Origin of the sequence: Streptomyces sp. NBC_00016, from assembly GCF_045040885.1 — a bacterium.
GTDB lineage: Bacteria > Actinomycetota > Actinomycetes > Streptomycetales > Streptomycetaceae > Streptomyces > Streptomyces coriariae.
Map to the genome: position 1 here is coordinate 8,198,760 of NZ_CP108304.1, position 25,329 is coordinate 8,224,088.

Annotated in this window: 25 protein-coding genes; 14 read left to right on the forward strand and 11 right to left on the reverse strand. The window is 73.6% G+C overall.

Annotation, left to right across the window (positions count from 1 at the left end; genetic code table 11):
- Positions 1-186: 186 nt before the first annotated feature.
- Positions 187-624 (forward strand): DUF4442 domain-containing protein, encoded by a 438-nt coding sequence (locus OG933_RS36355; RefSeq protein WP_020131696.1) that lies wholly within the window; start codon positions 187-189, stop codon positions 622-624.
- A gap of 115 nt (positions 625-739) precedes the next feature.
- On the opposite strand, the gene galU is transcribed toward OG933_RS36355, so the two are convergent.
- Positions 740-1,669, reverse strand: a complete 930-nt coding sequence (gene galU / locus OG933_RS36360; protein ID WP_362527272.1) for a UTP--glucose-1-phosphate uridylyltransferase GalU — start codon at positions 1,667-1,669, stop codon at positions 740-742.
- A 406-nt stretch (positions 1,670-2,075) separates the two neighbouring features.
- Here galU and OG933_RS36365 point away from each other — a divergent pair, with 406 nt between their 5' ends.
- Positions 2,076-3,986, forward strand: a complete 1,911-nt coding sequence (locus tag OG933_RS36365; RefSeq protein WP_405631132.1) for an RICIN domain-containing protein — start codon at positions 2,076-2,078, stop codon at positions 3,984-3,986.
- Between the two features lie 78 nt (positions 3,987-4,064).
- Here OG933_RS36365 and OG933_RS36370 read toward each other — a convergent pair whose 3' ends face one another.
- A complete protein-coding gene (locus OG933_RS36370; RefSeq protein ID WP_405631134.1) occupies positions 4,065-4,478 on the reverse strand; it encodes a hypothetical protein in 414 nt (137 codons plus the stop codon).
- A gap of 202 nt (positions 4,479-4,680) precedes the next feature.
- Between OG933_RS36370 and OG933_RS36375 the strand changes: the two genes are divergently transcribed.
- On the forward strand, positions 4,681-5,334 hold the full coding sequence (locus OG933_RS36375) for a DedA family protein (RefSeq protein WP_405631136.1): 654 nt from the start codon (positions 4,681-4,683) through the stop codon (positions 5,332-5,334).
- A 10-nt stretch (positions 5,335-5,344) separates the two neighbouring features.
- On the opposite strand, the gene OG933_RS36380 is transcribed toward OG933_RS36375, so the two are convergent.
- Entirely contained in the window at positions 5,345-5,872 is a 528-nt protein-coding gene (locus tag OG933_RS36380; protein WP_057601908.1) for a gamma carbonic anhydrase family protein, read from the reverse strand.
- 76 nt (positions 5,873-5,948) lie between these two features.
- Between OG933_RS36380 and OG933_RS36385 the strand changes: the two genes are divergently transcribed.
- A complete protein-coding gene (locus OG933_RS36385; RefSeq protein ID WP_078615958.1) occupies positions 5,949-6,740 on the forward strand; it encodes an acyltransferase in 792 nt (263 codons plus the stop codon).
- A gap of 1 nt (position 6,741) precedes the next feature.
- Here OG933_RS36385 and OG933_RS36390 read toward each other — a convergent pair whose 3' ends face one another.
- Positions 6,742-7,599: a DMT family transporter gene (locus tag OG933_RS36390; RefSeq protein ID WP_362527280.1), complete on the reverse strand. Its 858-nt coding sequence runs from the start codon at positions 7,597-7,599 to the stop codon at positions 6,742-6,744.
- A gap of 106 nt (positions 7,600-7,705) precedes the next feature.
- Between OG933_RS36390 and OG933_RS36395 the strand changes: the two genes are divergently transcribed.
- Both OG933_RS36395 and OG933_RS36400 read left to right on the forward strand, forming a co-directional pair.
- Positions 7,706-8,278 (forward strand): helix-turn-helix domain-containing protein, encoded by a 573-nt coding sequence (locus OG933_RS36395; RefSeq protein ID WP_142269221.1) that lies wholly within the window; start codon positions 7,706-7,708, stop codon positions 8,276-8,278.
- A 43-nt stretch (positions 8,279-8,321) separates the two neighbouring features.
- Entirely contained in the window at positions 8,322-8,879 is a 558-nt protein-coding gene (locus OG933_RS36400; RefSeq protein WP_362527283.1) for a YbaK/EbsC family protein, read from the forward strand.
- A gap of 21 nt (positions 8,880-8,900) precedes the next feature.
- On the opposite strand, the gene OG933_RS36405 is transcribed toward OG933_RS36400, so the two are convergent.
- The gene (locus OG933_RS36405) at positions 8,901-10,013 is read right to left on the reverse strand and encodes a cation diffusion facilitator family transporter (RefSeq protein ID WP_405631140.1); all 1,113 of its coding nucleotides are present in this window, start codon (positions 10,011-10,013) and stop codon (positions 8,901-8,903) included.
- A 61-nt stretch (positions 10,014-10,074) separates the two neighbouring features.
- On the opposite strand from OG933_RS36405, the gene OG933_RS36410 reads away from it, so the two are divergent.
- Positions 10,075-10,434: a metalloregulator ArsR/SmtB family transcription factor gene (locus OG933_RS36410; RefSeq protein ID WP_037736240.1), complete on the forward strand. Its 360-nt coding sequence runs from the start codon at positions 10,075-10,077 to the stop codon at positions 10,432-10,434.
- A 1-nt stretch (position 10,435) separates the two neighbouring features.
- Here the strand turns inward: OG933_RS36410 and OG933_RS36415 are convergent, their stop codons facing one another.
- Both OG933_RS36415 and OG933_RS36420 read right to left on the reverse strand, forming a co-directional pair.
- Positions 10,436-11,644 carry a 4-hydroxybenzoate 3-monooxygenase gene (locus tag OG933_RS36415; RefSeq protein ID WP_405631143.1) on the reverse strand — a complete coding sequence of 403 codons (1,209 nt, stop codon included), beginning with the start codon at positions 11,642-11,644 and terminating at the stop codon, positions 10,436-10,438.
- Positions 11,645-11,694: 50 nt separating this feature from the next.
- The gene (locus tag OG933_RS36420; protein WP_020131683.1) at positions 11,695-12,102 is read right to left on the reverse strand and encodes a CoA-binding protein; all 408 of its coding nucleotides are present in this window, start codon (positions 12,100-12,102) and stop codon (positions 11,695-11,697) included.
- Between the two features lie 112 nt (positions 12,103-12,214).
- On the opposite strand from OG933_RS36420, the gene OG933_RS36425 reads away from it, so the two are divergent.
- On the forward strand, positions 12,215-12,967 hold the full coding sequence (locus tag OG933_RS36425) for a hypothetical protein (RefSeq protein WP_405631146.1): 753 nt from the start codon (positions 12,215-12,217) through the stop codon (positions 12,965-12,967).
- Complete coding sequence (locus OG933_RS36430; RefSeq protein WP_405631148.1) at positions 12,964-13,515, forward strand: SixA phosphatase family protein; 552 nt, start codon at positions 12,964-12,966, stop codon at positions 13,513-13,515. Before OG933_RS36425 ends, OG933_RS36430 begins: the two co-directional genes overlap by 4 nt.
- Here the strand turns inward: OG933_RS36430 and OG933_RS36435 are convergent.
- The gene (locus OG933_RS36435; RefSeq protein WP_405631150.1) at positions 13,512-15,479 is read right to left on the reverse strand and encodes an amino acid transporter; all 1,968 of its coding nucleotides are present in this window, start codon (positions 15,477-15,479) and stop codon (positions 13,512-13,514) included. The two genes, OG933_RS36430 and OG933_RS36435, sit on opposite strands and share 4 nt — an antisense overlap.
- A gap of 121 nt (positions 15,480-15,600) precedes the next feature.
- On the opposite strand from OG933_RS36435, the gene OG933_RS36440 reads away from it, so the two are divergent.
- The 3 genes from OG933_RS36440 to OG933_RS36450 all read left to right on the forward strand — a co-directional run bounded on the left by OG933_RS36440 (position 15,601) and on the right by OG933_RS36450 (position 20,616).
- Positions 15,601-16,227 (forward strand): YigZ family protein, encoded by a 627-nt coding sequence (locus tag OG933_RS36440; RefSeq protein WP_362527298.1) that lies wholly within the window; start codon positions 15,601-15,603, stop codon positions 16,225-16,227.
- A 205-nt stretch (positions 16,228-16,432) separates the two neighbouring features.
- The gene (locus OG933_RS36445; RefSeq protein WP_405631152.1) at positions 16,433-17,596 is read left to right on the forward strand and encodes an exonuclease SbcCD subunit D; all 1,164 of its coding nucleotides are present in this window, start codon (positions 16,433-16,435) and stop codon (positions 17,594-17,596) included.
- The gene (locus OG933_RS36450) at positions 17,593-20,616 is read left to right on the forward strand and encodes an AAA family ATPase (RefSeq protein WP_405631154.1); all 3,024 of its coding nucleotides are present in this window, start codon (positions 17,593-17,595) and stop codon (positions 20,614-20,616) included. The genes OG933_RS36445 and OG933_RS36450 overlap by 4 nt, the downstream gene beginning before the upstream one ends.
- On the opposite strand, the gene OG933_RS36455 is transcribed toward OG933_RS36450, so the two are convergent.
- A complete protein-coding gene (locus OG933_RS36455; protein ID WP_054240409.1) occupies positions 20,577-21,023 on the reverse strand; it encodes an Lrp/AsnC family transcriptional regulator in 447 nt (148 codons plus the stop codon). The genes OG933_RS36450 and OG933_RS36455 overlap by 40 nt on opposite strands.
- Positions 21,024-21,163: 140 nt before the next feature.
- Between OG933_RS36455 and OG933_RS36460 the strand changes: the two genes are divergently transcribed.
- On the forward strand, positions 21,164-21,679 hold the full coding sequence (locus tag OG933_RS36460; protein WP_405631157.1) for a rhodanese-like domain-containing protein: 516 nt from the start codon (positions 21,164-21,166) through the stop codon (positions 21,677-21,679).
- Positions 21,680-21,735: 56 nt separating this feature from the next.
- On the opposite strand, the gene OG933_RS36465 is transcribed toward OG933_RS36460, so the two are convergent.
- Positions 21,736-23,427 carry a DUF885 domain-containing protein gene (locus OG933_RS36465; RefSeq protein ID WP_362527309.1) on the reverse strand — a complete coding sequence of 564 codons (1,692 nt, stop codon included), beginning with the start codon at positions 23,425-23,427 and terminating at the stop codon, positions 21,736-21,738.
- Between the two features lie 33 nt (positions 23,428-23,460).
- On the reverse strand, positions 23,461-23,952 hold the full coding sequence (locus OG933_RS36470; RefSeq protein ID WP_171395930.1) for an Lrp/AsnC family transcriptional regulator: 492 nt from the start codon (positions 23,950-23,952) through the stop codon (positions 23,461-23,463).
- 60 nt (positions 23,953-24,012) lie between these two features.
- On the opposite strand from OG933_RS36470, the gene OG933_RS36475 reads away from it, so the two are divergent.
- The gene (locus tag OG933_RS36475; protein ID WP_362527313.1) at positions 24,013-25,236 is read left to right on the forward strand and encodes a PLP-dependent transferase; all 1,224 of its coding nucleotides are present in this window, start codon (positions 24,013-24,015) and stop codon (positions 25,234-25,236) included.
- Positions 25,237-25,329 lie beyond the last annotated feature (93 nt).

A 25,329-nucleotide genomic window follows, 5' to 3' on the forward strand; every position in this document is an offset into this window, starting at 1 on the left:
CCGAATCGGACGCGAAGGACCGAAGCATGCGAGGTGTGCCCTGAACTTCCCGGATTGCGGCGTCCGGGACCTCGTCGGCGACCCCTCGCGAGGGCGGGGGCGCGCGAGGAGGTGGGGCGAACGTCACGCCGGTCTGGCCAGCTGAAGCTACTCACAGGTAACATCGCGGGCATGAGCGCAGACCAGATGTCCATCGGCGAGATGCTCGCCGCCACGGTGCCCATGGCCCGGACCCTGAACCTCGAGTTCCTCGAGGCGGGTCCGGAGAAGGCCGTGGTCGCCCTGCCCGACCAGAGCGAGTTCCACAACCACGTGGGCGGGCCGCACGCCGGGGCGATGTTCACGCTCGGCGAGTCCGCCAGCGGCGCGATCGTCCTCGCCGCGTTCGGCGACCAGCTCTCCCGCGCCGTACCGCTCGCCGTCGGCGCCGAGATCGCCTACCGCAAGCTGGCCATGGGAGCGGTCACCGCCACCGCCACGCTGGGCCGCCCGGCCGCCGAGGTCGTCGCGCAGCTCGACGCGGGGGAGCGGCCCGAGTTCCCGGTCGCGATCGAGATCCGCCGCGCCGACGGTGCGGTGACCGGCGAGATGACGGTGACCTGGACCCTGCGTCCCAACAGCTGATCGGCCGAGCGGCCGAGCGGCTTCCTGCGAGGGCGACGGCCCCCCGGTCGCGGCGACCTCGGGGCCCTGGGGGGCGCTGGGCACCGCCCGCCACCCTCCGCCCGCCACGCGCCGGTCAGGCCGCCAGCTGTTCCCGGGCCGCGTCGCCGTCCTCCAGGCCCGCCACGAACTCCTTCAGCCAGGCGACGAACTCCGGCCCCAGGTCGGGCCGGTCGCAGGCCAGGCGGACGACCGTGCGCAGATAGTCGGCCTTGTCGCCCGTGTCGTAACGGCGGCCCGAGAAGATCACGCCGTGCACCGTGCCGCCCGCCGCGAGTTCCTGGAGGGCGTCGGTGAGCTGGATCTCACCGCCGCGGCCGGGTGCGGTGCGTTCCAGGACGTCGAAGACGGCCGGGTCGAGGACGTACCGTCCGATGACCGCGTACCGGCTGGGCGCGTCCTCGCGCGCGGGCTTCTCCACCAGACCGGTGACGCGCACCACCCCGTCCTCGCCGGACGGCTCCACGGCCGCGCAGCCGTAGAGGTGGACCTGCTCCGGCGGGACCTCCATCAGGGCGACCACGCTGCCGGCGTACCGGTCGCGGACCTCGAGCATCTGGCTGAGCAGGGTCTCCCGCGGGTCGATGAGGTCGTCGCCCAGCAGTACCGCGAACGGCTGGTCGCCGACGTGGTTGCGGGCGCAGAGCACCGCGTGACCGAGCCCGAGCGGGTCGCCCTGCCGGATGTGGTGGATGTCGGCGAGCCGGGCCGGATCGCGCACCGCGTCCAGCCGGACGGTGTCGCCCTTGGCGGCGAGCGCCTGCTCCAGTTCGAAGGCGTGGTCGAAGTGGTCCTCGATGGCCCGCTTGTGCCGGCCCGTGACCATCAGGACGTCGTCCAGACCCGCGGCGGCCGCCTCCTCGACGACGTACTGGATGGCCGGCTTGTCGACCACCGGCAGCATCTCCTTCGGCGTCGCCTTGGTGGCGGGCAGGAAGCGGGTACCGAGGCCGGCGGCCGGGACGACTGCTTTGCGGACACTGGGTGCGGAGTGGGGGGCGCTCATGCGGATCAGGGTGTCCCACGGGGATGGGAGTACCCCGAGAGTCACATCTGAGATTCCTGTGGGCCGTCCCTGTGCCGGAGAGGCGGCCGCCCCGGGCCGGAAGTTGGAGATTCGGTGTGCCATCCGGCTTTGCGCGTACACAAGTTGAGTCCGTGGATCCGGGCGCAATTTCGAATGCGGGTGCGGATACCGCCGGTAACTTATCTGAAATTACCGCGCTTTGAACTTGGGTCACTCGAACTCCTTGTTTCCTGTGAGGCGCGTGTGCGAAGGTGAGCCTCCCCTTACGGACGGGCCGGATCAGGCCAACGTGCCTGGTCAGGCCAAAGGTACGCACCAATCAGGCACCCGCATTCCGACACCGTGCTTTTCCGTGCCGTTCGTCGGCTTGGAAGGAAATGGTTCCGTGCAATCCCCCAACCCCCCACGCCCGCCCTACCCGCCCCGCCCCGGCCGGCCCCCCGGGGATTCCGACCCCCAGCTCGCCGCCCTGCTGGCCGCCCGGCCCGCCGGTGACGACGGGCGTGCCCGCGCGGTCGCCCTGCTGTTCGCCCGTCACTGGCGGGCGGCCCACGACTACGCGACCGTCTGTCTGGCCGGCACCGAGGACACGGCGCGGCTCGTGGCCGCCGCCGCGTTCCACGAGGTGCTGGGCCGGCTCGCGGACGGGCGCACCGGCGGCGCCCTGCGTCCCCAACTCCTGGTCGCCGTACGGGAGACGGTCCGCAAATGGGCCGGCGCCGACGGAGTGGCCGACGTTCTGCCGGAGCTGCGGAAAACTGTCGGCGGCCGCGGACTGCGCGCCGCACGGGCGGTGACCGCCGAAAGGCGGCAACTCGCCGAGCGCTCTTTCCAGTTGCTTCCGGCCGCCTCCCAATGCCTGTTGTGGCACACGGAGGTGGAGGCGGACCCGATATCCGTACCGGCCGGTCTGTCCGGCGTGGACGACCTCTCCGCGGCGGCCGCCCTGGAACAGGCGCGGGAACAATTCCGGGCGGGCTGTGTACGCGCCCACCGCGAACTCGCGCCGACGAGCGAATGCCGCTTCTACAACCGTCTCCTCGACATTCCGCTGCGCCGCGGCGGAACGCTGCTGCCCGATGTCCGCCAGCATCTCGCGCACTGCCGCTTCTGCCGGCACGCCGCCGAACAGCTCAGCCATTTCGACGACGGCCTCGACCTGCTGCTCGTCGAGACCGTGCTGGGCTGGGGCGCCCGCCGCTACCTCGACTCGCGCCCCGGGCGCACGGCTTCCGCCGGCGTGGCGGCCGGGCCCGCGGTGCCGGCCGGGCCCGCCGCGCGGCGGCCGCCCGCCGGAGTCGGCCGGCACCGCACCACCTCGGCGGGACTGCTCGAACTGCCGGGCAGACGGCCCAAGGCCGTGCTGGTGGGCGTGGGCCTGACCTCGCTCGCGCTGATCGCGACCGTCCTCGTGGCCAAGGGCTGGTCCGATGACAACGGTGTCCCCGCCCCCGGGGCCACCTGGGGCGCACCCGTCGGCGGGAACAGCACCCCGGCCACCGGCGGACGGGGTCTGCCCGGCGGCTCCGACGACCCCTCGCCCTCCGGATCCCCGTCGGCCGCCTCCGCGTCCCGGTCCGCCGAGGTCGCGCACGGCAGGCTGCGCAGCCCGGACACGGAGCTCTGCCTCGACGCCGCCCGCGGCCTGGCCCGGCCCGGTGCGGGAATCGTCCTCGCGAGGTGCTCGCAGGCCGCGTCCCAGCAGTGGTCGTACCAGGACGACGGGCTGCTGCGCAGCGCGGCCGACCCGACGCTCTGCCTGGGCGCGGACCCGGGCCACCGGACGACCGCCCTGGTCAGCTGCCTGGTGCACGCCGGCGAGACGTTCTTCGACCTGACCGTCCGCGGGGAACTCCTGCTGCGGCGGGACGACGCACTGGTCGTCGCGCGCGTCGCCGGCAAGCCGGGAGCGGCCGTCGTCGTCACCGAGCGGGACGGCTCCGGCGGGCAGCGGTGGGTGTTCGACACGGCCGCGGCGGCGCCGGGGGCGCCCGCTCCGGAGCCGCGCAGCACGGCGGAGCAGCCCGCTCCGGGCACACCCGGCTCCCCGGACCTCCCCGCGCCGCGCGGTGACCGGCCCCTCGCCCCGGACGCCGCACCGGCGCCCGCCGAAACGGCTCCGGCGCCGGAGTTCGGGACGAGGGTCGCCCAGGTGCAGTGCTGCGACCCGCCGGCCGGCCCGGCCGCGCCCGCGGCCGCCCCCGCCACGCTCCTCGACGCGCTCCCGGCGCCCGCCGCGGTGTCCGACGCGCTGGGGAAGGTCGTCGCGGACGTGACCGGGTCCCTCGGTCACTGAGCCCGGAACCGGAAGGAGGGGCCGCACGAGGGGATGGCCCCTCCTTCCTTCTGTCTTCTCGCGCCGACGACCGCCTGGCTACGAGGTGCAGACGTCCCTCAGCTCCGAGGCCGCCTTGTCGATCTCGGCGGAGTCGGGCCGCTCGCCGTCGAGGATGTCCTGGTTGTAGTCCTCGACGGCCTGCTGGAGCTTGTCGACCGCCTTGTCGACCTTGCCGTCGCCGGACGAGCTGTCGTCCGACTTGCCGTTGATCTTGTCCAGGTTCTTCTCGATGGTGTCGATGGAGTCCTCGGTCCGCGTCGGATCCTCGATGGCGTCGGCTCCGGCCTTGTTGATCGCCGTGATGCTGTCCGTGATGGCGTCGGCGTTCGAGAGGCAGTCGACGGAGTCGTCGAACTCGCAGCCGGTGAGCAGGCCGGCGGTCAGCGCGAAGGCTGCCGCGGCGGTGGCGATGACGGCAGTACGGCGTCCGCGTCGGCGGTTCACGGCCATGGCGGGGTCCTTTCGGGAACGGTGGGGGCACGGTGGGTTCTTCCTCCACCACGATCACGTCACGGCGCCGTCGTCACGAGGGACCCCGCCCCCGGATCCGTGGTGTAGCGGGCTACACCATGCGACGGGCCGGGGCCGGCCGACCCGGTAGGCTTCCGGGAAGGCAAGGCTGCCCAGGGACGTCAAACGGGAGGAACCCGCGGTGCACGTGCAGGAATGGCTCGACACGGTGCCCGCGGCCGCCGTCTACGCCCTCGTCGGGGTGGTGATCGGACTTGAGAGCCTCGGCATCCCGCTGCCGGGCGAGATCGTCCTGGTCTCGGCCGCGCTGCTGTCCTCCCAGCACGGCGGCATCAACCCCGTCGTGCTCGGCGCGTGCGCCACCGCGGGGGCCGTGATCGGCGACTCCATCGGCTACGCCATCGGCCGCAAGGGCGGACGTCCGCTGCTCGCCTGGCTCGGCGGGAAGTTCCCCCGGCACTTCGGCGAGGGCCATATCGCCACCGCCGAGCGGTCCTTCGAGAAGTGGGGCATGTGGGCCGTCTTCTTCGGCCGGTTCGTCGCCCTGCTGCGTATCTTCGCCGGCCCGCTCGCGGGCGTGCTGCACATGCCGTACTGGAAGTTCCTCGTCGCCAACGTCCTCGGCGGCATCGCCTGGGCGGGCGGCACGACGGCCGTCATCTACTACGTGGGTGTCGTGGCGGAGTCGTGGCTGAAGAAGTTCTCGTACCTGGGCCTGGTGGCGGCGGTGCTGATCGGCCTCACGTCGATGCTGATCATCAAGCGCAAGGCGAAGAAGATGCAGAGCGCTTCGCAAGAGGCCGAAGCGGAGACCGTGCCCGCCGCCGCCGAATAGGCGGGCCGCCCTACTCGTGCACCTTCCCGTGCGCCTTGGCCAGGTCCGCGTAGAGGGTGCCGTTCAGGGTCACACCCTGCCGTTCCTCCTCGCTCAACTCCCGCCTGACCTTGGCCGGTACGCCCGCGACCAGTGATCCCGGCGGTACCTCCATGCCCTGGGGCACGAGCGCCTGCGCGGCGACCAGCGAACCCGCCCCGATCACCGCCCCGTTGAGCACGGTCGCCCCCATCCCGATGAGGCAGTCGTCGCCGACCGTCGCCCCGTGCACGACGGCGTTGTGGCCGACGGACACCCGCTCGCCGATCGTCACCGGAAAGCCGGGGTCGGCGTGCAGCGTCACGTTGTCCTGGATGTTGGCGTCGGCCCGGACGGTGATCCGCTCCACGTCGCCGCGCACGACGGCCCCGTACCAGACGCTCGCGCCCGCCTCCAGCGTCACGTCCCCGATCACCGAGGCCGTCGGCGCCACGAACGCCTCGGCGTCGATCTTCGGTTCCCTGCCGCCGATGCCCACGATCAGCGCCTTGTGCGTCATCACCGTCTCCTCGTCTCGGTCGTCCCACCGCACCGTACGCCACCGGGTGGGGCGAAGATCACAGGGCCGTGGCCGCATGGCCGCACCGCGCGCTGAGTACGGTGAGCGGGTGCCGAAGCCCTGGAACACGTTCTCATCATGGCGGCGCCGACTGGTGCAGCGTGCCGTCCACGCGGGCTGGGCGTGGGTGCAGCGCACGGGCTCCGTCACCGCGGAGCACCCCGGACGCCTCCGCTTCGGCTCGATCGGCCGGGGCACCCGGCTCGCCTTCCCGCTCGGCACGGTCTTCGGGGAGCCCTGGATCCACCTCGGCGCGCACTGCATCGTCGGCGAACAGGTCACCCTGACCGCCGGTCTGATGCCCGACCTGGACCTCGGCCCGGACCCGATCCTGCGGCTCGGCGACGGCGTGGTGCTCGGCCGGGGCAGCCATGTCATCGCCGACACCACGGTCACCATCGGCAGCGACTGCTACTTCGGCCCGTACGTCTACGTCACGTCCACGAACCACTCCTACGACGATCCGCACGAGCCCATCGGCAAGCAGTGGCCCCGCATGGAGCCCGTGGAGATCGGCCCGGGGTGCTGGATCGGCACCGGGGCCGTGATCCTGCCGGGTGCGCGGATCGGACGGAACGTCGTCGTCGCGGCCGGGGCGGTGGTACGCGGCCCGGTGCCCGACCACAGCGTCGTCGCGGGGGCGCCCGCCAAGGTCGTACGGCGCTGGACGCCCGCCGAGGGATGGCAGCCGCCGCTGCGCACCCCGGCGCCGGTGCCGATCCCGGACGGCGTCACCTCGGACCAGTTGGTCGCGCTGTCGGAACTGGACGAGGAGACGGCGGCCGCGCTCGCCCGGCTGGAACCCTAGGTCACCCGGTCGCCAGCAGCAGCGTGCCCACCAGGGCAAGGCCCGCGCCCGCCGCCTGGACCGCGCGCAGCCGCTCCCGCAGGAAGCCGCGCGCGGCGAGAGCGGTCACCACCGGGTAGAGCGAGGCGAGCACCGCGGCCACCGTGACCGGGCCGTGCTGGGCGGCGACGGCGTAGGTGCCGTTCGCGGCGACGTCGGCCAGCCCGACGAACCCGTACGCCGGCAGTGCGGACAGGGCCAGGCCGCCCTGGGGAAGCGCGGGCGCCCCGCGCCGGACGGCCAGGTACAGCGCCGCACCGCCGGTGGCCACGTTGGTCACGCGCTGCACGAACAGGGCGAGGAACAGGCCGGTGACGGTGGTGGACGCCTCGGTGATCAGGACGAACACCGTGCCGAAGCCGAGCGCCGCGACCAGTGTGAGCAGAACGGCCTGCCGCTGCACCGGGGCGCCCCTGAGCTGGGGGCCGCCCGCCAGGACGACCCCGACCACGGCGACCGCGATGCCCGCCACCTGGACGAGTCCCGGCCGCTCGCCGAGGACCAGCCCGACGGAGACCGGCACGGCCACGCTGAGGGTGGCCAGCGGGGAGACGACTCCCATGGGGCCGAGGGCCAGCGCCTTGTAGAAGGAGAACAGGGCGACCGGGCCCACCAGTCCGGCCGCGACCGCGAACCACAGACGGGGGCCGGCCTCGCTCCAGCCGCCGGTGGCGACCACGATCGCGCCGAGGACGACGGCCGCGATCGACTGCGAGACCACGACCACCGTGAGTGCCGGGGCCCGGCGCGTCAGCAGCCCGCCACCGAAGTCGGCCAGGCCCCACAGGAGGCTGGTGGCCAGGGCGAAGAGTGCTGTCACGGGGTCCCTCGCAGTACAGTTCGGTGCACGATCAGGTGCACCCCACGGTAGTACAGGGAAGTGGATCCTGGCATCCAGAATATTGGACTCCCGAAGTGGACGGAACGTGTCGGACCTCGAACTCCTGACCCAGTCCCTGGCGCGCAACGTCAAGCACTGGCGCGCGGTGCGCGGCTTCACCCTGGACGTGCTCGCCGCCCGGGCCGGTGTCAGCCGCGGGATGCTCATCCAGATCGAGCAGGCCCGCACCAATCCGAGCATCGGCACGGTCGTCAAGATCGGTGACGCGCTCGGCATCAGCGTCACCACCCTCCTCGACTACGAACGAGGCGCGAAGGTCCGTATCGTCCCGGCCGATCAGGCGGTACGGCTGTGGCACACCGACGCCGGCAGCTACAACCGGCTGCTCGCCGGCACGGAGGCGCCCGGGCCGCTGGAGATGTGGGACTGGCTGCTGATGCCGGGGGAGAGCAGCCTCTCGGAACCCCACCCCGTCGGCACGGTCGAGCTCGTGCACGTCACCGCGGGCGAACTCGCGCTCACCGTGGACGGCGAGGAGTACCGCGTCCCGACCGGCGCGAGCGCCTCCTTCGAGGCGAGCGTCCCGCATGTCTACGGCAACCGGGGCGAGGTGCCGATGGAGATGGTGATGGCCGTCTCGGTGCCGCCCGTGCACTGAGACGAAGCGGCCGTCGGCGGGCGGCCCTTGTTAGCGTGCGGTCATGCGCGCACCCATCGGACACTTCGACACCGCCACCCCCGCCCCCGACTGCCTCGACGAGCTGGTCGGCCCGGTCGCCGACGCCGTACGCCGCTGGAGCGGCAGCGTGCCGGCCGACGAGTTCGTCCACGTCGACACCGACCCGCAGTGGGCGGACACGGCCGTCTTCGTGGAGCACTACGGCCGGGAGCTGCTGGAGCAGTCCGCCAACTGTGTGGTGGTCGCCGGCAAGCGGGGCGGCGGGACGACCCTCGCCGCGTGTGTCGTGCTGTCCACCACCCGGGTCGACGTCAACGGGGTCGTGCGCCGACAACTCGGCGCCCGCAAGGCCTCGTTCGCGGCGATGGACACGGCGGTGGGGGAGACCGGCATGGAGTACGGCGGCATCACGCCGATCGGACTCCCGGCCGGCTGGCCGGTGTTGGTGGACTCCGCCGTCGTCGACCTGCCGTACGTCCTGGTGGGCAGCGGGCGCCGGCGCGGGAAGCTGCTGGTGCCGGGCAAGGCGTTCGCCGAACTGCCGGGCGCGGTGGTGCTGGAGGGGCTGGGCGTGGCCTGAGGCGCCTCACCGGCGGTGGTCTCAGGCCGCCGTGTGATGGGCGAGGGCCAGATGCGGGTCGTCCTCGCCCGGCACCGGCGCCGGATCCGCGTGGACCAGCGCGGCCGTCAGGCGCGGCACGGCGTGCAGCAGGGCGTGTTCGGCCGCCACGGCGATCCCGTGCGCCTCGCGTACCGTCGCCTCGCCGTCCACGACGACCGCCACCTCGGCCCGCAGCCGGTGCCCGATCCAGCGCAGCCGCAACTCGCCGACCGCGCGCACCCCGTCGACCTCCCGCAGCGCATGCTCGGCCCGGTCGACCAGCGCCGGGTCGACGGCGTCCATCACCCGGCGGAACACCTCGCGTGCCGCGTCACGCAGCACCAGCGCGATCGCCGCCGTGATCGCCAGTCCCACGACCGGGTCCGCGAGTTGCCACCCCAGCGCCGAGCCGCCCGCGCCCAGCAGCACCGCCAGCGAGGTGAACCCGTCCGTGCGGGCGTGCAGCCCGTCCGCGACCAGCGCGGCCGAGCCGATCGAGCGGCCGACCCGGATGCGGTACCGCGCGACCCACTCGTTGCCCGCGAAGCCGGCCAGCGCGGCCACGGCGACCGCGCCGACCTGCTCGACGGGGCGCGGGTTCATCAGCCGCTCGACCGCGGTCCATCCCGCGAAGGCCGCCGACGCGGCGATCGTCAGCACGATGGCGATGCCCGCCAGGTCCTCCGCCCGCCCGTAGCCGTAGGTGAAGCGGCGGGTGGCCGCCCGTCGGCCCAGCACGAAGGCGATGCCCAGCGGTACGGCCGTCAGCGCGTCCGCCGTGTTGTGCACGGTGTCGCCGAGCAGCGCCACCGACCCGGACAGCGAGACCACGACCGCCTGCGCGACGGCCGTCACGCCCAGTACGGCCAGCGAGACCCACAGCGCGCGCATGCCCCGGGCCGAGGACTCGAGCGCCGGGTCGAGTTTGTCGGCGCTCTCGTGCGAGTGCGGGGTGAGGAGGTGGGCGACGCGGTGGCGCAGCCCCGGAGAGGGGGAGGGGGGCGGGGAAGAGGAGGAGGGGGCGGAGTGGTGGTGCGGGTGCTCGTGGGCGTGGTCGTGATGGTGCCCGCGGTCGTGCCGGTGTCCGTGCTCGTGGTCGTGCCGCTCGCTCACGTCGATCCCTTCCGCTGCGCCGAGGTGGACGCGTGCCCGTCCGTTCCCCCATTATGTGCGTATGAGCGCACGCATGCACCTATCACCTGCACACCATGCGCATCCGCGCACACCCGGCGAGGAACAGTTCGCCCTCGCCGCCGAGCTGCTCGCCCTGCTCGGCGACCGCACCCGGCTCGCCCTGCTGCACGCGCTGACCGCCGGCGAGGCCGATGTGACGACCCTGACGGAAGGCGTCGGAGCGGCCCGGCCGGCGGTCAGCCAGCATCTGGCGCGGCTGCGGCTGGCCGGGCTGGTGAACACCCGCAAGGAGGGCCGCCGGGTGGTCTACTCGCTCTCCGACGGCCATCTGCGCCGCCTGGTGGACGAGGCGCTGAACGTGGCGGACCACCGGCTCGGGGACGAGCCGCCGCACGACTGACTCAGTAGTGCTCGGCCGTTCCCAGGTACTGCTCCGCGAAGGCGGCAGCGGCGGCGGGGGACGTGAACAGGCGACGCAGCCGGGCGAAGGTCGTGCCCGCGCGGAACGGGTCGCCCGCCGCGGTCCCGTGGTAGACCTCGGACAGCCACTGCGAGAACTCCTGGTAGTCCCAGACCCGGCGCAGACACGCCTGCGAGTAGTCGTCCAGTCCGTCGCCGTCGCCCCCGTCGAGATACGCCACCAGTGCGTCGCCCAGCAGGAACGCGTCGTGCAGGGCGAGGTTCATGCCCTTCGCGGCGATGGGCGCGACGAGGTGGGCCGCGTCCCCGGCCAGGAAGAGCCGCCCGTACGTCATCGGTTCGACCACGTAGTCGTGCATGTCCAGCACGCGCTTCTCGATCAGCCGCCCCTCGGTGAGCGGCCGGGCCCCGGCGCCCTCGAGGCGCTGGTGCAGCTCGGACCAGACGCGGTCGTGGGACCAGTTCTCCGGGTCGTCGCCGGGCGGGCACTGAAGGTAGTACCGGGTCACGTCGGGACTGCGGGCCATGTGCCCGGCGAACCCGTTCGGATGGACACCGAACAGGACGCAGTCGGAGGACGGCGGCGCCTCGGCGAGCAGCGCCAGCCAGCCTGTGCCGTAGTCGTGCCGCGCGATCCGGGCGTGCTCCGGCACCAGCGCGGCCCGGCTGACCCCGCGCGCCCCGTCGGCGCCGACCACGAAGTCGCAGGTCAGCACCTGCCGTTCTGCGGTGTCGGGGCAGATGTACGACACCGAGGGGCGGCCCGTGCCGAGGTCGCGCAGCTCGACGTCGCGCACCGAGAAGCGGGCGTCGCCGCCGCGTACGTCGACGTACTCGTGGACGAGATCCGTCACCAGCAACGGCTGCGGATACACCCAGTGATGATGGCCCGTCAGCTCGGTGTAGGAGAAGCGGTAGCGCTCGCCGCCGAAGCGGAACTCGCACGCGGAGTGCTGCTGGGCCCGCGCCAGCAGGTTCTGGGCCAGGCCCCGTTGCCGCAGTCCGTGGACGGCCCGCTCCTCGAGGACCCCGGCGCGCGGCCGCCGTTCGATGAACTCACGGCTCTCCGTCTCCAGTACGACGCAGTCGACGGACGCGGCCCGCAGGATGTTGCCGACGGTGAGACCTGCGGGGCCCGCGCCCACGACGACGACGGGAGTGTGGTGGGGGGAAGGGGAGTTGGTGGTCACCCGCACATTATGGGCGGGCCCTCCGACACGGCCCGGAGGGCACCGGCCGGTCAGCCCAGCCGGGGAATCTCGATGGCCGGGCAGCGGTCCATGACCATCTCCAGGCCCGCGGCCCGGGTCCGGTCGTAGGCCGCCTCGTCGACGACGCCGAGCTGGAACCACACCGCCTTCGCGCCCTTGGCGACCGCCTCGTCCGCCACGGCACCCGCGAGTTCGCCGTTGACGAAGACGTCGACGACGTCCACCTCGAAGGGGATGTCCGCGAGGGAGGCGTACCCCTGCTCCCCGTGCACCGTCTCCGCCTTCGGGTGGACGGGCACGACCCGCTTGCCGAAGCGCTGGAGCACCTCGGCGACCCCGTAGGCCGCCCGCCCGCGGTTGGTCGACAGGCCCACGACGGCCCAGGTGTCGCCGAGTCCGGTGAGGATCCTGCGGATCGTTGCCTCGTCGCCGTGCACCGGCGGCCTCCTTGAGATCGGAAAGGAACAGTCCTGGCCTTCAACAGCTCGCGCCGCACCCTGATTCCGGCCCCTGCCTGCGAAGTCGCGCCCGTCCGCCTAGGCTCGCCTCGTGCTGAGCCTCATCGACGCCCGAACCGGCGAGCCCGTCGTCGCCGCCCCCGTCCGCCGTGGCCTGACCCGGGTGGAGGCGCATGCCTCGGGGTACGGGGCCGGATCGCTCCGGATCCTCCTCGTCGCCGATCTGCTCGTCCGCGCGCTGGAACTCGGCGGCACGCCCGTGTGGGCGCTGCTGTCCGGCGAACGAGACCAGGCGGAACTCCGGGCGGGCGCCACCGCCCTCGGCATGCACCCCTTCGAGGACGGCCGCGACCTCGGCGCGGGCGCCGGAGTGGGCGAGGCGCAGATCCTGCACGTGGTGGAGGAGGGCGGCCGGATCCCCGACGGGGTGTGTGTCGCCGTCGCGCCGGCGGAGGGCGCGGTGCCCGGGGGACCGGGCCGGGCCCCCGGGGGGACGGACCCCGACTTCGCCGTCCTGCGGCTGGCCCTTCTCTCCCAGCCCCGCACCCGGCCCCTGCGGCTCGACGCGGACGCGCTGGGCGAGGCCCGGGACACCCTCGCAGGCTGGCGGCGAGCCGTCGCCGAGTGGGCGCGGCGGCCCTCGCGGCCGGTTCCCGACGCGGTGCGCGGACGGCTGCGCGCCGCCTGGGAGGACGACCTGGACCTGCCCGAGGTGCTGCGGGTACTGCGGTCGGTGGAGGCCGCCGGGCCCGAGCTGCCGGACGGCGCCCGCTTCGAGAGCTACGCCTACGCCGACCGTCTCCTCGGCCTCGAACTCACCCGCGACCTCGGAGCCCCGGCGTGAACGGGCCCGGCGCGGGGACACCCGCGCGCCGGCTGGTGGTGCTGCGGCACGCCAAGTCGGCCTGGCCGGAGGGCGTCCCCGACCACGAGCGGCCGCTCGCCCCGCGCGGCCTTCGCGACGCGCCGGCCGCGGGCCGGGCGCTCGCCGAAGCCGGCTGCGTCCCGGACCTCGCCCTGTGCTCCACCGCCGCCCGCGCCCGCGGGACCTGGGAATTGGCCGCCGCCGAGTGGGACACCCCGCCCCCGGTGCGCTTCGACCGGCGGCTCTACGGGGCCGACGTCCGCGAGCTCCTGGAGGTCGTCCACGAGACGCCCGCCGAGGTCGGGACACTGCTGCTGGTCGGGCACAACCCCGGCCTGGAGGAACTGGTCCTCGACCTGGCCGGGGACGGTCCGGGGGACGCCCTGGACGAGGTGCGGCTGAAGTTCCCGACATCGGCGGTCGCCGTCCTGGCCTGGTACGGGACCGACTGGCGGTCCCTGGCGCCGGGCACGGCCCTGCTGACGTCGATGACCGTCCCGAGAGGCCACAAGCCGCAGGAGGGCTAGCCGACGTGCACGCGCGGCCGCCGCCCCGGATCGGGCTCCGCGCGGCGCAGCACCTCGCGGGTGACCGGGGCGACCTCGCCGTCGCCGAAGACGAGGAACCGGATCAGATGGCCGACCGGGTTGCCCTCGGTCCAGCTGAAGTACGTGTGCGGCACCTCACCGGTGCGGTCGCGCAGCGCCAGCAGGACCGCGGCGATGGCATTGGGCACCGTGGGACCGGAGACGCGCAGCCGCCGGACCCCGTGCTTCTCGTCGCCGCGCACGGTGACGTCCGCCGTGAAGTCGGAGGAGTCCCGCACGAACACCTCCAGGAAGAGCACCGGACCGCCGCCGGGGATCGGGGTGTGCTCGCGTTGCTCCCACTCCTTGGAGCGGTACGCGCGCGTGCTGTGTTCGCGCGGCTCGTTGGCGATGAGCTGGACGGGTCCGTGCCGCGCGGCCCCGTCGACGAACCGGGCCGCCACCTCGTCGAAGGTGACCTCGGCGGCGCGCAGTTCGAAGGCGCGGCGCACCCGTGAGGCGAACGACGTGACCAGGATGGCGAAGATGAAGATCGCCGCGATCCTGATGCCGTCCGGTCGCTCGATGACGTTCGCGACGAGCGTGTAGGCGAAGACGGCCGTGATCGTGCCGAAGCCGAGCGCGGCCCGGCGGCGGCCCCGCCGGTGCACGGCCACGGTCGACGCGAACGCCGCCGACAGCATCAGCACCAGCACTCCGGTCGCGTAGGCGCCGCTCTGGTCGTCGACGTTCGCGTTGAACCACAGGGTGATGCAGACGGCGGCCGCCATGAACACCAGTACCAGGGGGCGCACCGCGCGCGTCCATTCGGGCGCCATGCCGTAGCGGGGCAGATAGCGCGGGACGAGGTTCAGCAGACCGGCCAGCGCGGAGGCGCCCGCGAACCACAGGATCGCGATCGTGGAGACGTCGTAGACCGTGCCGAAGGCCTCGCCCAGATGTTCGTGCGCGAGGTAGGCCAGCGCCCGGCCGTTCGCCGGGCCACCGCTGTCGAAGTCGTCCTGCGGGATGAGGATCGTCGTCGCCAGGCTGGACAGCAGCAGGAAGCAGCTCATGATCAGCGCGGCCGTGGTGAGCAGTTTGCGGGTGTCCCGCACCCGCCCCCTCGGCTCCTCCCAGGTGTCCGTCGGATCACCCTTGACCTGCGGCATCACCGCCACCCCGGTCTCGAAGCCGGACATGCCGAGCGCCAGCTTCGGGAAGACCAGCACGGCCACGCCGACCATGGCCCACGGCGAGGAGTGCTCGGCGGTCATGGCGTCGGTCCAGTCGCCGATCCGCACGGGGTGCGTGAGGATCTCCCACGCGCAGACGCCGAGCACCACGAGGTTCAGCGCCAGATAGGACGCCACCATCGGCACCGCGATGCCGATGGCCTCCCGGAATCCCTTGAGGAACACCGCGCCCAGAGCGCCGACCAGCAGCAGGGTGATCCACTCGTTGCCGTCGCTCATCCAGTGCGGGGCGAACGGGTTCTCCACGACGTGCGCGGCGGCGTCCGCGGACGACAGGGTGATCGTGATCATGAAGTCGGTGGCCGCGAACCCCAGCAGCACCAGCACCAGGATCTTCCCCGACCACCACGGCAGCAGCCGCTCCAGCATGGCGATCGAGCCCTCGCCGTGCGGGCTCTCGTGCGCCACCCGGCGGTACACCGGCAGCGCGCCGAGCAGCGTCAGCGCGATCAGCACGAGCGTCGCGAGCGGGGACAGCAGACCGGCCGCGAGGGCGGCGATCCCCGGCTGGTAGCCGAGGGTGGAGAAGTAGTCGACACCGGTCAGGCACATCACCCGCCACCAGCGGTGGCCCTTCTCCTGAGCCTGCGGGGTGGCGTGCGGGCCCGGATGACGGGCGGTCTGCTCGCTGAGCCCCTCCAGGAGCCACGCCCGCCACCGGGAGGACGCCTGAGCCGCGCCGCTCACCTTCACCCGGGTGCCGGTCATGCTGCGCGCTCCCTGCGATCGGTCGGGCCACGTTCCACGGTCACCACCCTCGGTCGTCCCGCACATCGTCGCCCGGCCCTCCGGCGACGGCGACTCAGCGATCACCGCTTAGGCTGGCCGGATGCAGGACGAGTACCGCACGGTCGCCCACGCGGGCGTGCACGACACCGAGGTCAACCGCTCCCGCTTCCTGTGCGCCCTCGCCCCCGCGGCCACCGAGCAGGAGGCCCAGGACTTCATCGCGTCCGTCCGCAAGGAGCACGCCGACGCCACCCACAACTGCTGGGCGTACGTCATCGGCGCCGACGCCTCGGTCCAGAAGGCGAGCGACGACGGTGAACCCGGCGGCACGGCGGGCGTCCCGATGCTCCAGATGCTGCTGCGCCGCGACATGCGGTACGTCGTCGCCGTCGTCACCCGCTACTACGGCGGGGTCAAGCTCGGCGCGGGCGGCCTCATCCGGGCCTACGGCGGCGCGGTCGGCGAGGCCCTCGACACCCTCGGCACCCTCACCCGCCGCCGTTTCCGGCTGGCCACGGTGACCGTGGACCACCAGCGCGCCGGCAAGGTACAGAACGACCTGCACTCGACGGGCCGCGCGGTACGTGACGTCCGCTACGGCGAGGAGGTCACCATCGAGATCGGCCTGCCGGATGCCGACGTGGACGCCTTCCGCGCCTGGCTCGCGGACGCGACGGCGGGGACGGCGGGGTTCGAGCTGGGCGGGGAGGCCTACGGGGACGCGTGAGGCGTCGGCCCACGACGCGCGGTGTACGACGCGTGGTGCACGACGCGTGGTAGACCACGCGCGGCGGCCGACCCGGCGACTCGTGACGCGTTGAGCGAACGGCTGGGCGAAATGTCCGTAACGGCCCTTTGTGTCGGTCGGTGTGACGGTGCGATACGGGAGCAACCGCCCGTGATGTCAGACCCGGCCGCTAGTCTCGGGGATCATGAGGCTCCTGCACACTTCCGACTGGCATCTCGGCCGGGCGTTCCACCGGGTGAACATGCTCGGCGCCCAGGCCGAGTTCATCGGTCACCTCGTCGCGACCGTGCGTGAGCGCGAGGTCGACGCGGTGGTCGTGTCGGGAGACGTGTACGACCGCGCGGTGCCCCCGCTCGCCGCGGTCGAACTGTTCGACGACGCGCTGCACCGGCTCGCCGGCCTCGGAGTACCCACGGTGATGATCTCCGGGAACCACGACTCGGCCCGCCGGCTCGGGGTCGGAGCCGGGCTGATCGGGCGGGCCGGTATCCATCTGCGCACCGACCCGGCCGCCGCCGGGACGCCCGTGGTGCTCGCCGACGCCCATGGGGACGTGGCGTTCTACGGCCTGCCCTATCTCGAACCCGCCCTGGTGAAGGACGAGTTCGGCGTGGAGAAGGCCGGCCACGAGAGCGTGCTGGCCGCCGCGATGGACCGGGTCCGCGCCGACCTGGCCGCACGCGCGCGCGGGACGCGTTCCGTCGTCCTCGCCCATGCCTTCGTCACCGGCGGCGAGCCCAGCGACAGCGAACGCGACATCACCGTCGGCGGGGTCGCCGCGGTGCCCGCCGGGGTCTTCGACGGCGTCGACTACACCGCGCTGGGGCACCTGCACGGCTGCCAGACCATCACCGAGCGCGTGCGCTACTCCGGCTCCCCGCTGCCGTACTCCTTCTCGGAGAGCGAGCACCGCAAGACCATGTGGCTCGTCGACCTCGGCCCCGACGGGGAGATCGACGCCGAGCGGATCGACTGCCCGGTGCCGCGCGCGCTGGCCCGGGTCCGCGGCCCCCTGGAGGAGCTGCTCGCCGACCCCGCCCTCACGCGCCACGAGGAGGCGTGGGTCGAGGCGACGCTCACCGACGCCGCCCGCCCGGCCGACCCCATGGCCCGGCTCACCCAGCGCTTCCCGCACACGCTCAGCCTCGTCTTCGCCCCGGAGCGTGCGCCCGACGACCCCGACGTGTCGTACGCCCGGCGCCTCGCCGACCGCAGCGACCAGGAGATCGCCGAGGACTTCGTGGCCCATGTGCGCGGGGCCGGCCCCGACGTGCGTGAGCAGGGCGTGCTGCGGGACGCCTTCGACGCGGTGCGCGCGGACGACTCGGTGCGGGAGGTGGCGCGGTGAGGCTGCATCGGCTCGACCTGACGGCCTTCGGCCCCTTCGGCGGTTCTCAGAGCGTCGACTTCGACGAGCTCTCCGCCGCCGGGATCTTCCTGCTGCACGGGCCGACGGGCGCCGGCAAGACCTCCGTCCTGGACGCCGTCTGCTACGCGCTGTACGGCTCCGTGCCCGGCGCCCGGCAGAGCGGCCAGGGCCTGACGCTGCGCAGCGACCACGCGGCGCACGGCACCCGCACCGAGGTCACCCTCGAACTCACCGTCGCGGGACGCCGCCTCGAGGTCACCCGGCAGCCGCCCTGGGAGCGGCCCAAGAAGCGCGGCACGGGCACGACGGTCGAGAAGGCGCAGAGCCGGCTGCGCGAGTACGACACGGTCGGCGGCGCCTGGAAGGACCTCAGCCGCTCCCACCAGGAGATCGGCGAGGAGATCACCCAGCTGCTCGGTATGAGCCGCGAGCAGTTCTGCCAGGTCGTGCTGCTGCCCCAGGGAGACTTCGCCCGTTTCCTGCGGGCCGACGCCGAGGCGCGCGGCCGGCTCCTCGGCCGCCTCTTCGACACCCGGCGGTTCGCCGAGGTCGAGAAGCGGCTCGTCGAGCGCCGCCGCACCACCGAGGCACGCGTGCGTGAGGGCGACTCCGCCCTGCTCGCGGACGCCCACCGGATGCAGCAGGTCGCCGGGGACGCCATGGAGCTGCCCGAGCTCGCCCCGGGAGACCCGGGGCTCGCCGAGGCGGTGCTGGCCGCGGCCGCCGTCGCTCGCAGCACCTCCCGTGAGCTGCTGACGACCGCCCACTGCGGCCGCCTCGCCGCCGAGTCCGCGCAGGCCGCCGCCGAGCGCGCCCTGGCGGACGTACGCGAACGGGCCCGGCTCCAGCGGCGGTTCGCCGACGCGCGCGAGCGGGCCGCCGTGCTGGAGGAGCGGGCGGGCGACCATCGCAACGCGCAGGCGCGGATGGAGCGGGCGCGCAAGGCGGAGTCGGTGGCGCCGGCGCTGGAGCTGCGCGAGGCCGCCGACACCGAGCACACCACCGCCTCCGCGCGCGCGGCACGCGCGCGGGACCTGCTCCCGCGGCGGTTCGCGGACGCCGGCGCCGCCGGGCTCGCCGCAGCGGCCCGCCGGGCCGCCGAGGAACTGGGCGGGCTGGAGTCGGCCCGCCGGGGCGAGCGACGGCTGGCCGGTCTCGTCGCCGAGCGGACCGACCTGGACCGGCGGGAGCGTGACGACGAGGACGTCCTGACCGAGACCGAGGCCTGGCTCGCGGACTGGGAGGCCGTCCGCGCGGGTCTCCGGGCCGGCATCGAGGCCGCCCAGGAGGCCGCCGCCCGCGCCGAACAGCTCGACGGCCGACGCGAGCCCATGCAGCGGCGCCTGAAGGCGGCCCGGCTGCGCGACGAGCTGGCCCGCGCCCTGGAGGCCGCCCAGCGCAAGGCCCTCGCCTCCGGCGAGCAGGCCCAGACGGCCCGCGCGCAGTGGCTCGACCTCAAGGAACAGCGCCTGAACGGCATCGCCGCCGAACTGGCCGCCACCCTCGCCGACGGGACACCGTGCGCCGTCTGCGGTGCCACCGAGCACCCCGCGCCCGCCCGCAAGGTCGCGGGGCACGTCGACCGGGAGACCGAGGAACGGGCGCTCACCGCCTCCCGGCGCGCGGAGGAACGGCACGCCCAGGACGAACGCGAGCTCGGCCTCGTACGAGAGGCGCTCGCCGCCGCGACCGCCGAGGCGGGCGACACCCCGACGGACCGGCTCGCCGCCGAGGCCCGGGAGGGGGAGGAGAACTACGCGCAGGCGCGCCGGGAGGCCTCCGCGCTGCACCCCGCGCGGGAGGAGCTGCGCCAGGCCGAGCAGGAGCATGAGCGCCGTACGGCGGCGCAGCGCGAGGCCGCGGTGCGGACCGCGTCCCGGGTCGGCCACCGGGAGCGCCTGGAGCGCGAACGGGCCGCCCTGGAGGAGGAGTTGACGCAGGCCCGGGGTGCCGCGGAGAGCGTCGCCGCGCGGGCCGCCGAACTGGAGGGGCTGGCGGCACGGCTCACCGAAGCGGCCGACTCCGCCCGCGTCGCCGAGGGGAGCGCCGAGCGTCTCAAGGCAGCCGACGGGCGTCTCGACGAAGCCGCGTTCCGGGCCGGCTTCGACACCCCGCGGGCCGCCGCCGACGCCCTCCTCGACGACACCGCCCACCGTGAGCTGCAGCGGCGGCTGGACGCCCGGCAGAGCGAGGAGGCCGCCGTACGGGCCGTCCTCGCCGAACCCGACACCGTGGCGGCGGCCCAGCAGCCGCCCGCCGACCTCGGGGCCGCGGAACAGTCGGCGGCCGCCGCGGCCGAGCGGCTGCGCACGGCCGCTTCCGCCCAGGACGCCGCCGCCCGCCGCTGTGCCGAGCTCGATCAGCTCTCCGCGCGCGCGAGCGACGGCGTGCGCCGGCTCGGGCCGCTGCGCGAGGAGTACGACCGGGTGGCCCGGCTGGCCGGTCTCACCGCCGGCACCTCCGCCGACAACGAGCGCAGGATGCGCCTGGAGGCGTACGTCCTGGCCGCCCGTCTGGAGCAGGTGGCCGCCGCCGCGACCGTCCGTCTCCAGCGCATGTCCTCGGGGCGCTACACCCTGGTGCACTCCGACGACCGGGCCGGGCGCGGCCGCAGCGGGCTCGGCCTGCACGTCGTCGACGCCTGGACCGGGCGCGAGCGGGACACGGCCACGCTGTCGGGCGGCGAGACCTTCTTCGCCTCGCTCGCCCTCGCCCTCGGTCTGGCCGACGTCGTGACCGACGAGGCGGGCGGGGTCCGCCTCGACACCCTCTTCATCGACGAGGGGTTCGGCAGCCTCGACGACCAGACCCTCGACGAGGTCCTCGACGTCCTCGACTCGCTGCGCGAACGCGACCGCAGTGTCGGCATCGTCAGCCATGTCGCCGACCTGCGGCGGCGGATCCACGCCCAGCTGGAGGTCGTCAAGGGGAGATCGGGGTCACTGGTGCGGCAGCGGGGCTACCGGCCCAGTGGGCGCCTGGGGAGCGGCGACGAATAGACGACGCTGGTCGTCACCGACCCCAGCGCGCCGATCTTGCCCGACACCTCTTCGAGGTGCCGCATCGAACGGGCGGTGACCTTGATCACGAAGCAGTCGTCGCCCGTCACATGGTGTGCCTCGAGGATCTCGGGCGTGACGGCCACCAGGTCGTGGAAGGGCTTGTAGTTGCCGTTGGGGTAGCGCAGCCGTACGAAGGCCAGGATCGGCAGCCCCAGCCGCTCGGGGTCCACCACGGCCGCGTACCCCTGGATCACACCCGCCTCCTCCAGCCGCCGCACCCGCTCGGTGACGGCGCTCGCCGACATCGCCACGGCACGTGCCAGGTCGGCGAAACTGGCCCGGCCCTCGCGCTGGAGGACCTCGAGAATGCGCCAGTCGGTGGCGTCCGGGGAATACGCGGTCATGAGCGAGGGATAGCAGGGAAATCCCCGGCAGGGCAAGGTCGAGGCCGGGGAATGCCTCTTCAGGGAGGGGGATCACCGGTCGTAGATTTCTGGTCATCGAAAGCAGTGACCAGCCGGAACCCCACGGGAGGGCCCCCGCGATGACCCCCATGACCCCGCTCACCGCCATGACCGGCACGGCCGCCGCGACCACGGTCAACCCCGTCCTGCGCGTCGCCCCCGCGGCTCCGGCCGAGGCCGCCGCCCACTTCCGGGCGAGCCTCGCCTTCCACGCCGACGTCTCCGACGTGGCGGCGGCCCTCGCCGCCGGTGGTGACCCCGGCTTCGTCGTCCTGGACTCCCGCTCCACCGAGTCCTGGGACCAGGGCCACATCCCGGGCGCCGTCCACCTGCCCACCGCGCTCATCGCCGAGCAGGCCGCCCGGCTCCTCGACCCGGACGTGCCGGTCGTCACGTACTGCTGGGGGCCAGGCTGCAACGGGGCCACCCGCGCCGCCCTCGCGCTCGCCGAACTCGGCTACCGGGTCAAGGAGATGCTCGGCGGCTTCGAGTACTGGGCGCGGGAGGGCTTCGCGTACGACACCTGGGAGGGCGGCGAGCGGCGCGCCGCCGATCCGCTCACGGCCCCCGTCGACGCGGAGAACTGCGGCTGCTGACCGCCCGTGCGGGGCCGGCGCGGCGACCGTCCGCCGCGCCGGTCCCGCACCGTGTCTCAGAGCTGCGCCAGCTCGTCCACCAGGTCGTCCAGGCCCAGCGAGCCCTGCGAAAGGGCCGCCATGTGCCAGGACTTGAGGTCGAAGGCGTCGCCGTGGCGCTCGCGGGCCTTCTCCCGGCCCAGCAGCCAGGCCCGTTCGCCGAGCTTGTAGCCGATCGCCTGGCCGGGGATGGTCAGATAGCGGGTCAGCTCGCTCTCCACGAAGTCCGCCGGGCGGCTGCTGTGCCCGCCGAAGAACTCCTCGGCCAGCTCCGGGGTCCAGCGCTCGCCGGGGTGGAAGGGGGAGTCCGCCGGGATCTCCAGTTCCAGGTGCATGCCGATGTCGACGATGACCCGCGCCGCCCGCATCATCTGCGCGTCCAGGTAACCGAGCCGCTGCTCCGCGTCGGTGAGGAAACCGAGTTCGTCCATCAGCCGTTCCGCGTACAGCGCCCAGCCCTCGCAGTTGGCGCTGACCATGCCGACGGAGGCCTGGTAGCGGGAGAGGTCCCCGGCGATGTGCGCCCACTGCGCCAGCTGCAGGTGGTGACCTGGGACGCCCTCGTGGTACCAGGTCGAGACGAGGTCGTAGAGCGGGAAGCGGGTCTGCCCCATCGTCGGCAGCCAGGTACGGCCCGGCCGCGAGAAGTCCTCCGTCGGGGGCGTGTAGTACGGGGCGGCGGCGCCGCCGGGCGGGGCGATCCGCGACTCCACCTTCCGTACCCGGTCGGCGAGTTCGAAGTGCGTGCCGTCGAGCTTCTCGATCGCCTGGTCCATCAGGCCCTGGAGCCAGTCGCGGACCTCGTCGACGCCCTCGATGTGCGTGCCGTGCTCGTCGAGATGGGCCAGGGCCACCCAGGGGGTCTCCGCGCCCGGCAGGATCTTCTCGGCCTCCTTCTTCATCTCGGCGAGCAGCCGGTGGTACTCCGCCCAGCCGTACGCGTACGCCTCGTCGAGGTCGAGATCGGTGCCGTTGAAGTAGCGCGCCGCGCGCGCGTACCGCTCCCGGCCGACGGTGTTCGGGGCGCCCTCGATCGTCGGCGCGTACACGTCGCGCATCCAGTCCCGCAGCTCCACGACGGCCGCGGTCGCCGTACGGGCGGCCTCGTCCAGCTCCGCGCGCAGCGCGTCGGGACCGGGGGACACGAAGTCCTCGAACCAGCCGCGGCCCTCGCCGTCCGTGTCCGACCACTCGGTGAGCTGCCCGACGAACGTGAGGGTCGGCCGCGGCGCCGCGTACAGCTTGCGCTCCAGACCCAGCGCCAGGGACTCCCGGTAGCCCGCGAGGGCCGCCGGCACCCCGCGCAGCCGCTCGGCGACCGCCGCCCAGTCGGCGTCGGTCTGCGTGGGCGTCACGGTGAACACCTCGCGCACGTGATGCGGAGGCGTGGCCATGTTGCCGACGGCGCGCAGTCCCTCGTGGGTCTCGAGCACACCGAGTTCCGCGGTCAGGCGCTCGCGCAGCAGGCGCGCGCACCGGCGCTCGATGTCACTGTCCGCGCCGGGCCTCCGCTCCGCCTCGTCGAGCCCGGCCAGGGTGTCGCGCGCGAGCTGCGCGAGCGCCTCCAGGCCGGCGGGCGAGTAGTCGGGCAGACGGCTCGAACTCTCCTGCACGCCGAGGTAGGTACCGGTCACCGGGTCGAGGGCGATGAGGTCGTCGACATACGCGTCGGCGACCTCGCGGGGAAGCGGGCTGCTGGTCTGTGACATGGGCTCCATCCTCGTACGAGGCGGTGGCGCACGTCACGCGTTTTGTCCCGAAGTCGTCGGCGGCAGCAGGGGTCCGCACTCCCACTGCTGGAAGATCAGCCGCGTCTCGACCCGGGCCACCTCCCGCTGCGAGGTGAACTCGTCCAGCACCAGTCGCTGCAGGTCTGCCATGTCCGCGACGGCGACATGGACGAGATAGTCGTCGGGCCCGGTGAGGTGGAAGACGGTGAGCGCCTCCGGGAGCCCCCGGATCCGCTCCACGAAGGGCCCCACCAACTCCCGCCGGTGCGGCCTGACCTGTACCGACAGCAGTGCCTGGAGGCCACGCCCCAGTTTGGCCGGATCGAGCCGCAGCTGATGACCGAGGATCACGCCCGAGCGGCGCAGCCGCGTCACCCGGTCAAGACAGGTCGACGGCGCGACCCCGACCTGCGCCGCGAGGTCGCGGTAGGTGGTCCGGGCGTCGTTCTGGAGCAGCCGCAGCAGCTGGAGATCGACCGGGTCCAGTACGACGGATTCAGCCATTGGCCGAACGTAGCACGGTGTTCGATTACACGACCCCGTTCGATGTTCACCCTGCGGTCCATGGACTCAGCCTCAGCGAGCACGCACGCGTACGACGACGTACGCCGACCCGCGTCGAGAGCGCCCCGCGCACTGGCCACCGAGGCCGTGCACGCCGGGCGGGACGACCTGGCCCGCCAGGGCCTGCACGCCCCGCCGATCGACCTGTCCACCACCTACCCCTCGTTCGACAGCCGCGGCGAGGCCGCCCGCATCGACGCGTTCGCCACGACGGGCGCGGAGCCGGAGGGACCGCCCGTCTACGGCCGGCTGGGCAACCCGACGGTCGCCCGATTCGAGACGGCCCTCGCCCGCCTCGAAGGCACCGAGAGCGCGGTCGCGTTCGCCAGCGGGATGGCGGCGCTCAGCGCGGTGCTGCTGGCGCGCGCCTCGACGGGGCTGCGGCACGTCGTCGCCGTGCGCCCTCTCTACGGTTGCAGCGACCACCTGCTGACCGCCGGGCTGCTCGGCTCGGAGGTCACCTGGACCGACCCGGCCGGGATCGCCGACGCGCTGCGCCCGGACACCGGTCTCGTCATGGTCGAGTCGCCGGCCAACCCGACGCTCGCCGAGGTCGACCTGCGGGCCGTCGCCCACGCCTGCGGCTCGGTCCCGCTGCTCGCGGACAACACCTTCGCGACGCCCGTGCTCCAGCGCCCCGCCGAGCGGGGCGCGCGGCTCGTCCTGCACAGCGCCACCAAGTATTTGGGCGGACACGGGGACGTGCTGGGGGGCGTGGTCGCCTGCGACGAGGAGTTCGCCGGGCGGCTTCGGCAGATACGGTTCGCCACCGGCGGCGTCCTGCATCCACTGGCCGGATATCTGCTGTTGCGGGGCCTGTCGACGCTCCCGGTGCGGGTGCGGGCCGCTTCCGCGACCGCCGCCGACCTGGCCCGGCGGCTGGCCGCCGACCCGCGGGTGGCCCGCGTCCACTATCCGCGGATCGGCGGCGCGATGATCGCCTTCGAGGTCCACGGCGACCCGCACGAGGTGATCGCGGGCGTCCGTCTGATCACCCCGGCCGTCAGCCTCGGCAGCGTCGACACCCTCATCCAGCACCCGGCGTCCATCAGCCATCGCATCGTGGACGCGCACGAGCGCCGGGGCGCGGGCGTGAGCGACCGGCTGCTGCGGCTCTCGGTCGGCCTGGAGGACGTCGAGGACCTGTGGGACGACCTGCGAGCGGCACTCGGCGCGGCGAACGCCACGGCCGCCCCGGCCCGGCACGGGGCCGCCGTCGTGTGACCGTAGACGGCGACCCGGGTACGGGGATCCGGGTACGGCGACCCGGGTACGGCGACCCGGGACGGGGATGCGTGGGCGGGGCGGCGGCCCGTA

Coding starts and splice junctions, on each gene's coding strand:
- OG933_RS36355 (WP_020131696.1), top strand. CDS start 187: ATGTCCATCGGCGAGATGCTCGCCGCCACGGTGCCCATGGCCCGGACC.
- galU (WP_362527272.1), bottom strand. CDS start 1,669: ATGAGCGCCCCCCACTCCGCACCCAGTGTCCGCAAAGCAGTCGTCCCG.
- OG933_RS36370 (WP_405631134.1), bottom strand. CDS start 4,478: ATGGCCGTGAACCGCCGACGCGGACGCCGTACTGCCGTCATCGCCACC.
- OG933_RS36380 (WP_057601908.1), bottom strand. CDS start 5,872: ATGACGCACAAGGCGCTGATCGTGGGCATCGGCGGCAGGGAACCGAAG.
- OG933_RS36385 (WP_078615958.1), top strand. CDS start 5,949: ATGGCCGCACCGCGCGCTGAGTACGGTGAGCGGGTGCCGAAGCCCTGG.
- OG933_RS36400 (WP_362527283.1), top strand. CDS start 8,322: ATGCGCGCACCCATCGGACACTTCGACACCGCCACCCCCGCCCCCGAC.
- OG933_RS36410 (WP_037736240.1), top strand. CDS start 10,075: ATGAGCGCACGCATGCACCTATCACCTGCACACCATGCGCATCCGCGC.
- OG933_RS36435 (WP_405631150.1), bottom strand. CDS start 15,479: ATGACCGGCACCCGGGTGAAGGTGAGCGGCGCGGCTCAGGCGTCCTCC.
- OG933_RS36440 (WP_362527298.1), top strand. CDS start 15,601: ATGCAGGACGAGTACCGCACGGTCGCCCACGCGGGCGTGCACGACACC.
- OG933_RS36445 (WP_405631152.1), top strand. CDS start 16,433: ATGAGGCTCCTGCACACTTCCGACTGGCATCTCGGCCGGGCGTTCCAC.
- OG933_RS36455 (WP_054240409.1), bottom strand. CDS start 21,023: ATGACCGCGTATTCCCCGGACGCCACCGACTGGCGCATTCTCGAGGTC.
- OG933_RS36460 (WP_405631157.1), top strand. CDS start 21,164: ATGACCCCCATGACCCCGCTCACCGCCATGACCGGCACGGCCGCCGCG.
- OG933_RS36465 (WP_362527309.1), bottom strand. CDS start 23,427: ATGTCACAGACCAGCAGCCCGCTTCCCCGCGAGGTCGCCGACGCGTAT.
- OG933_RS36470 (WP_171395930.1), bottom strand. CDS start 23,952: ATGGCTGAATCCGTCGTACTGGACCCGGTCGATCTCCAGCTGCTGCGG.
- OG933_RS36475 (WP_362527313.1), top strand. CDS start 24,013: ATGGACTCAGCCTCAGCGAGCACGCACGCGTACGACGACGTACGCCGA.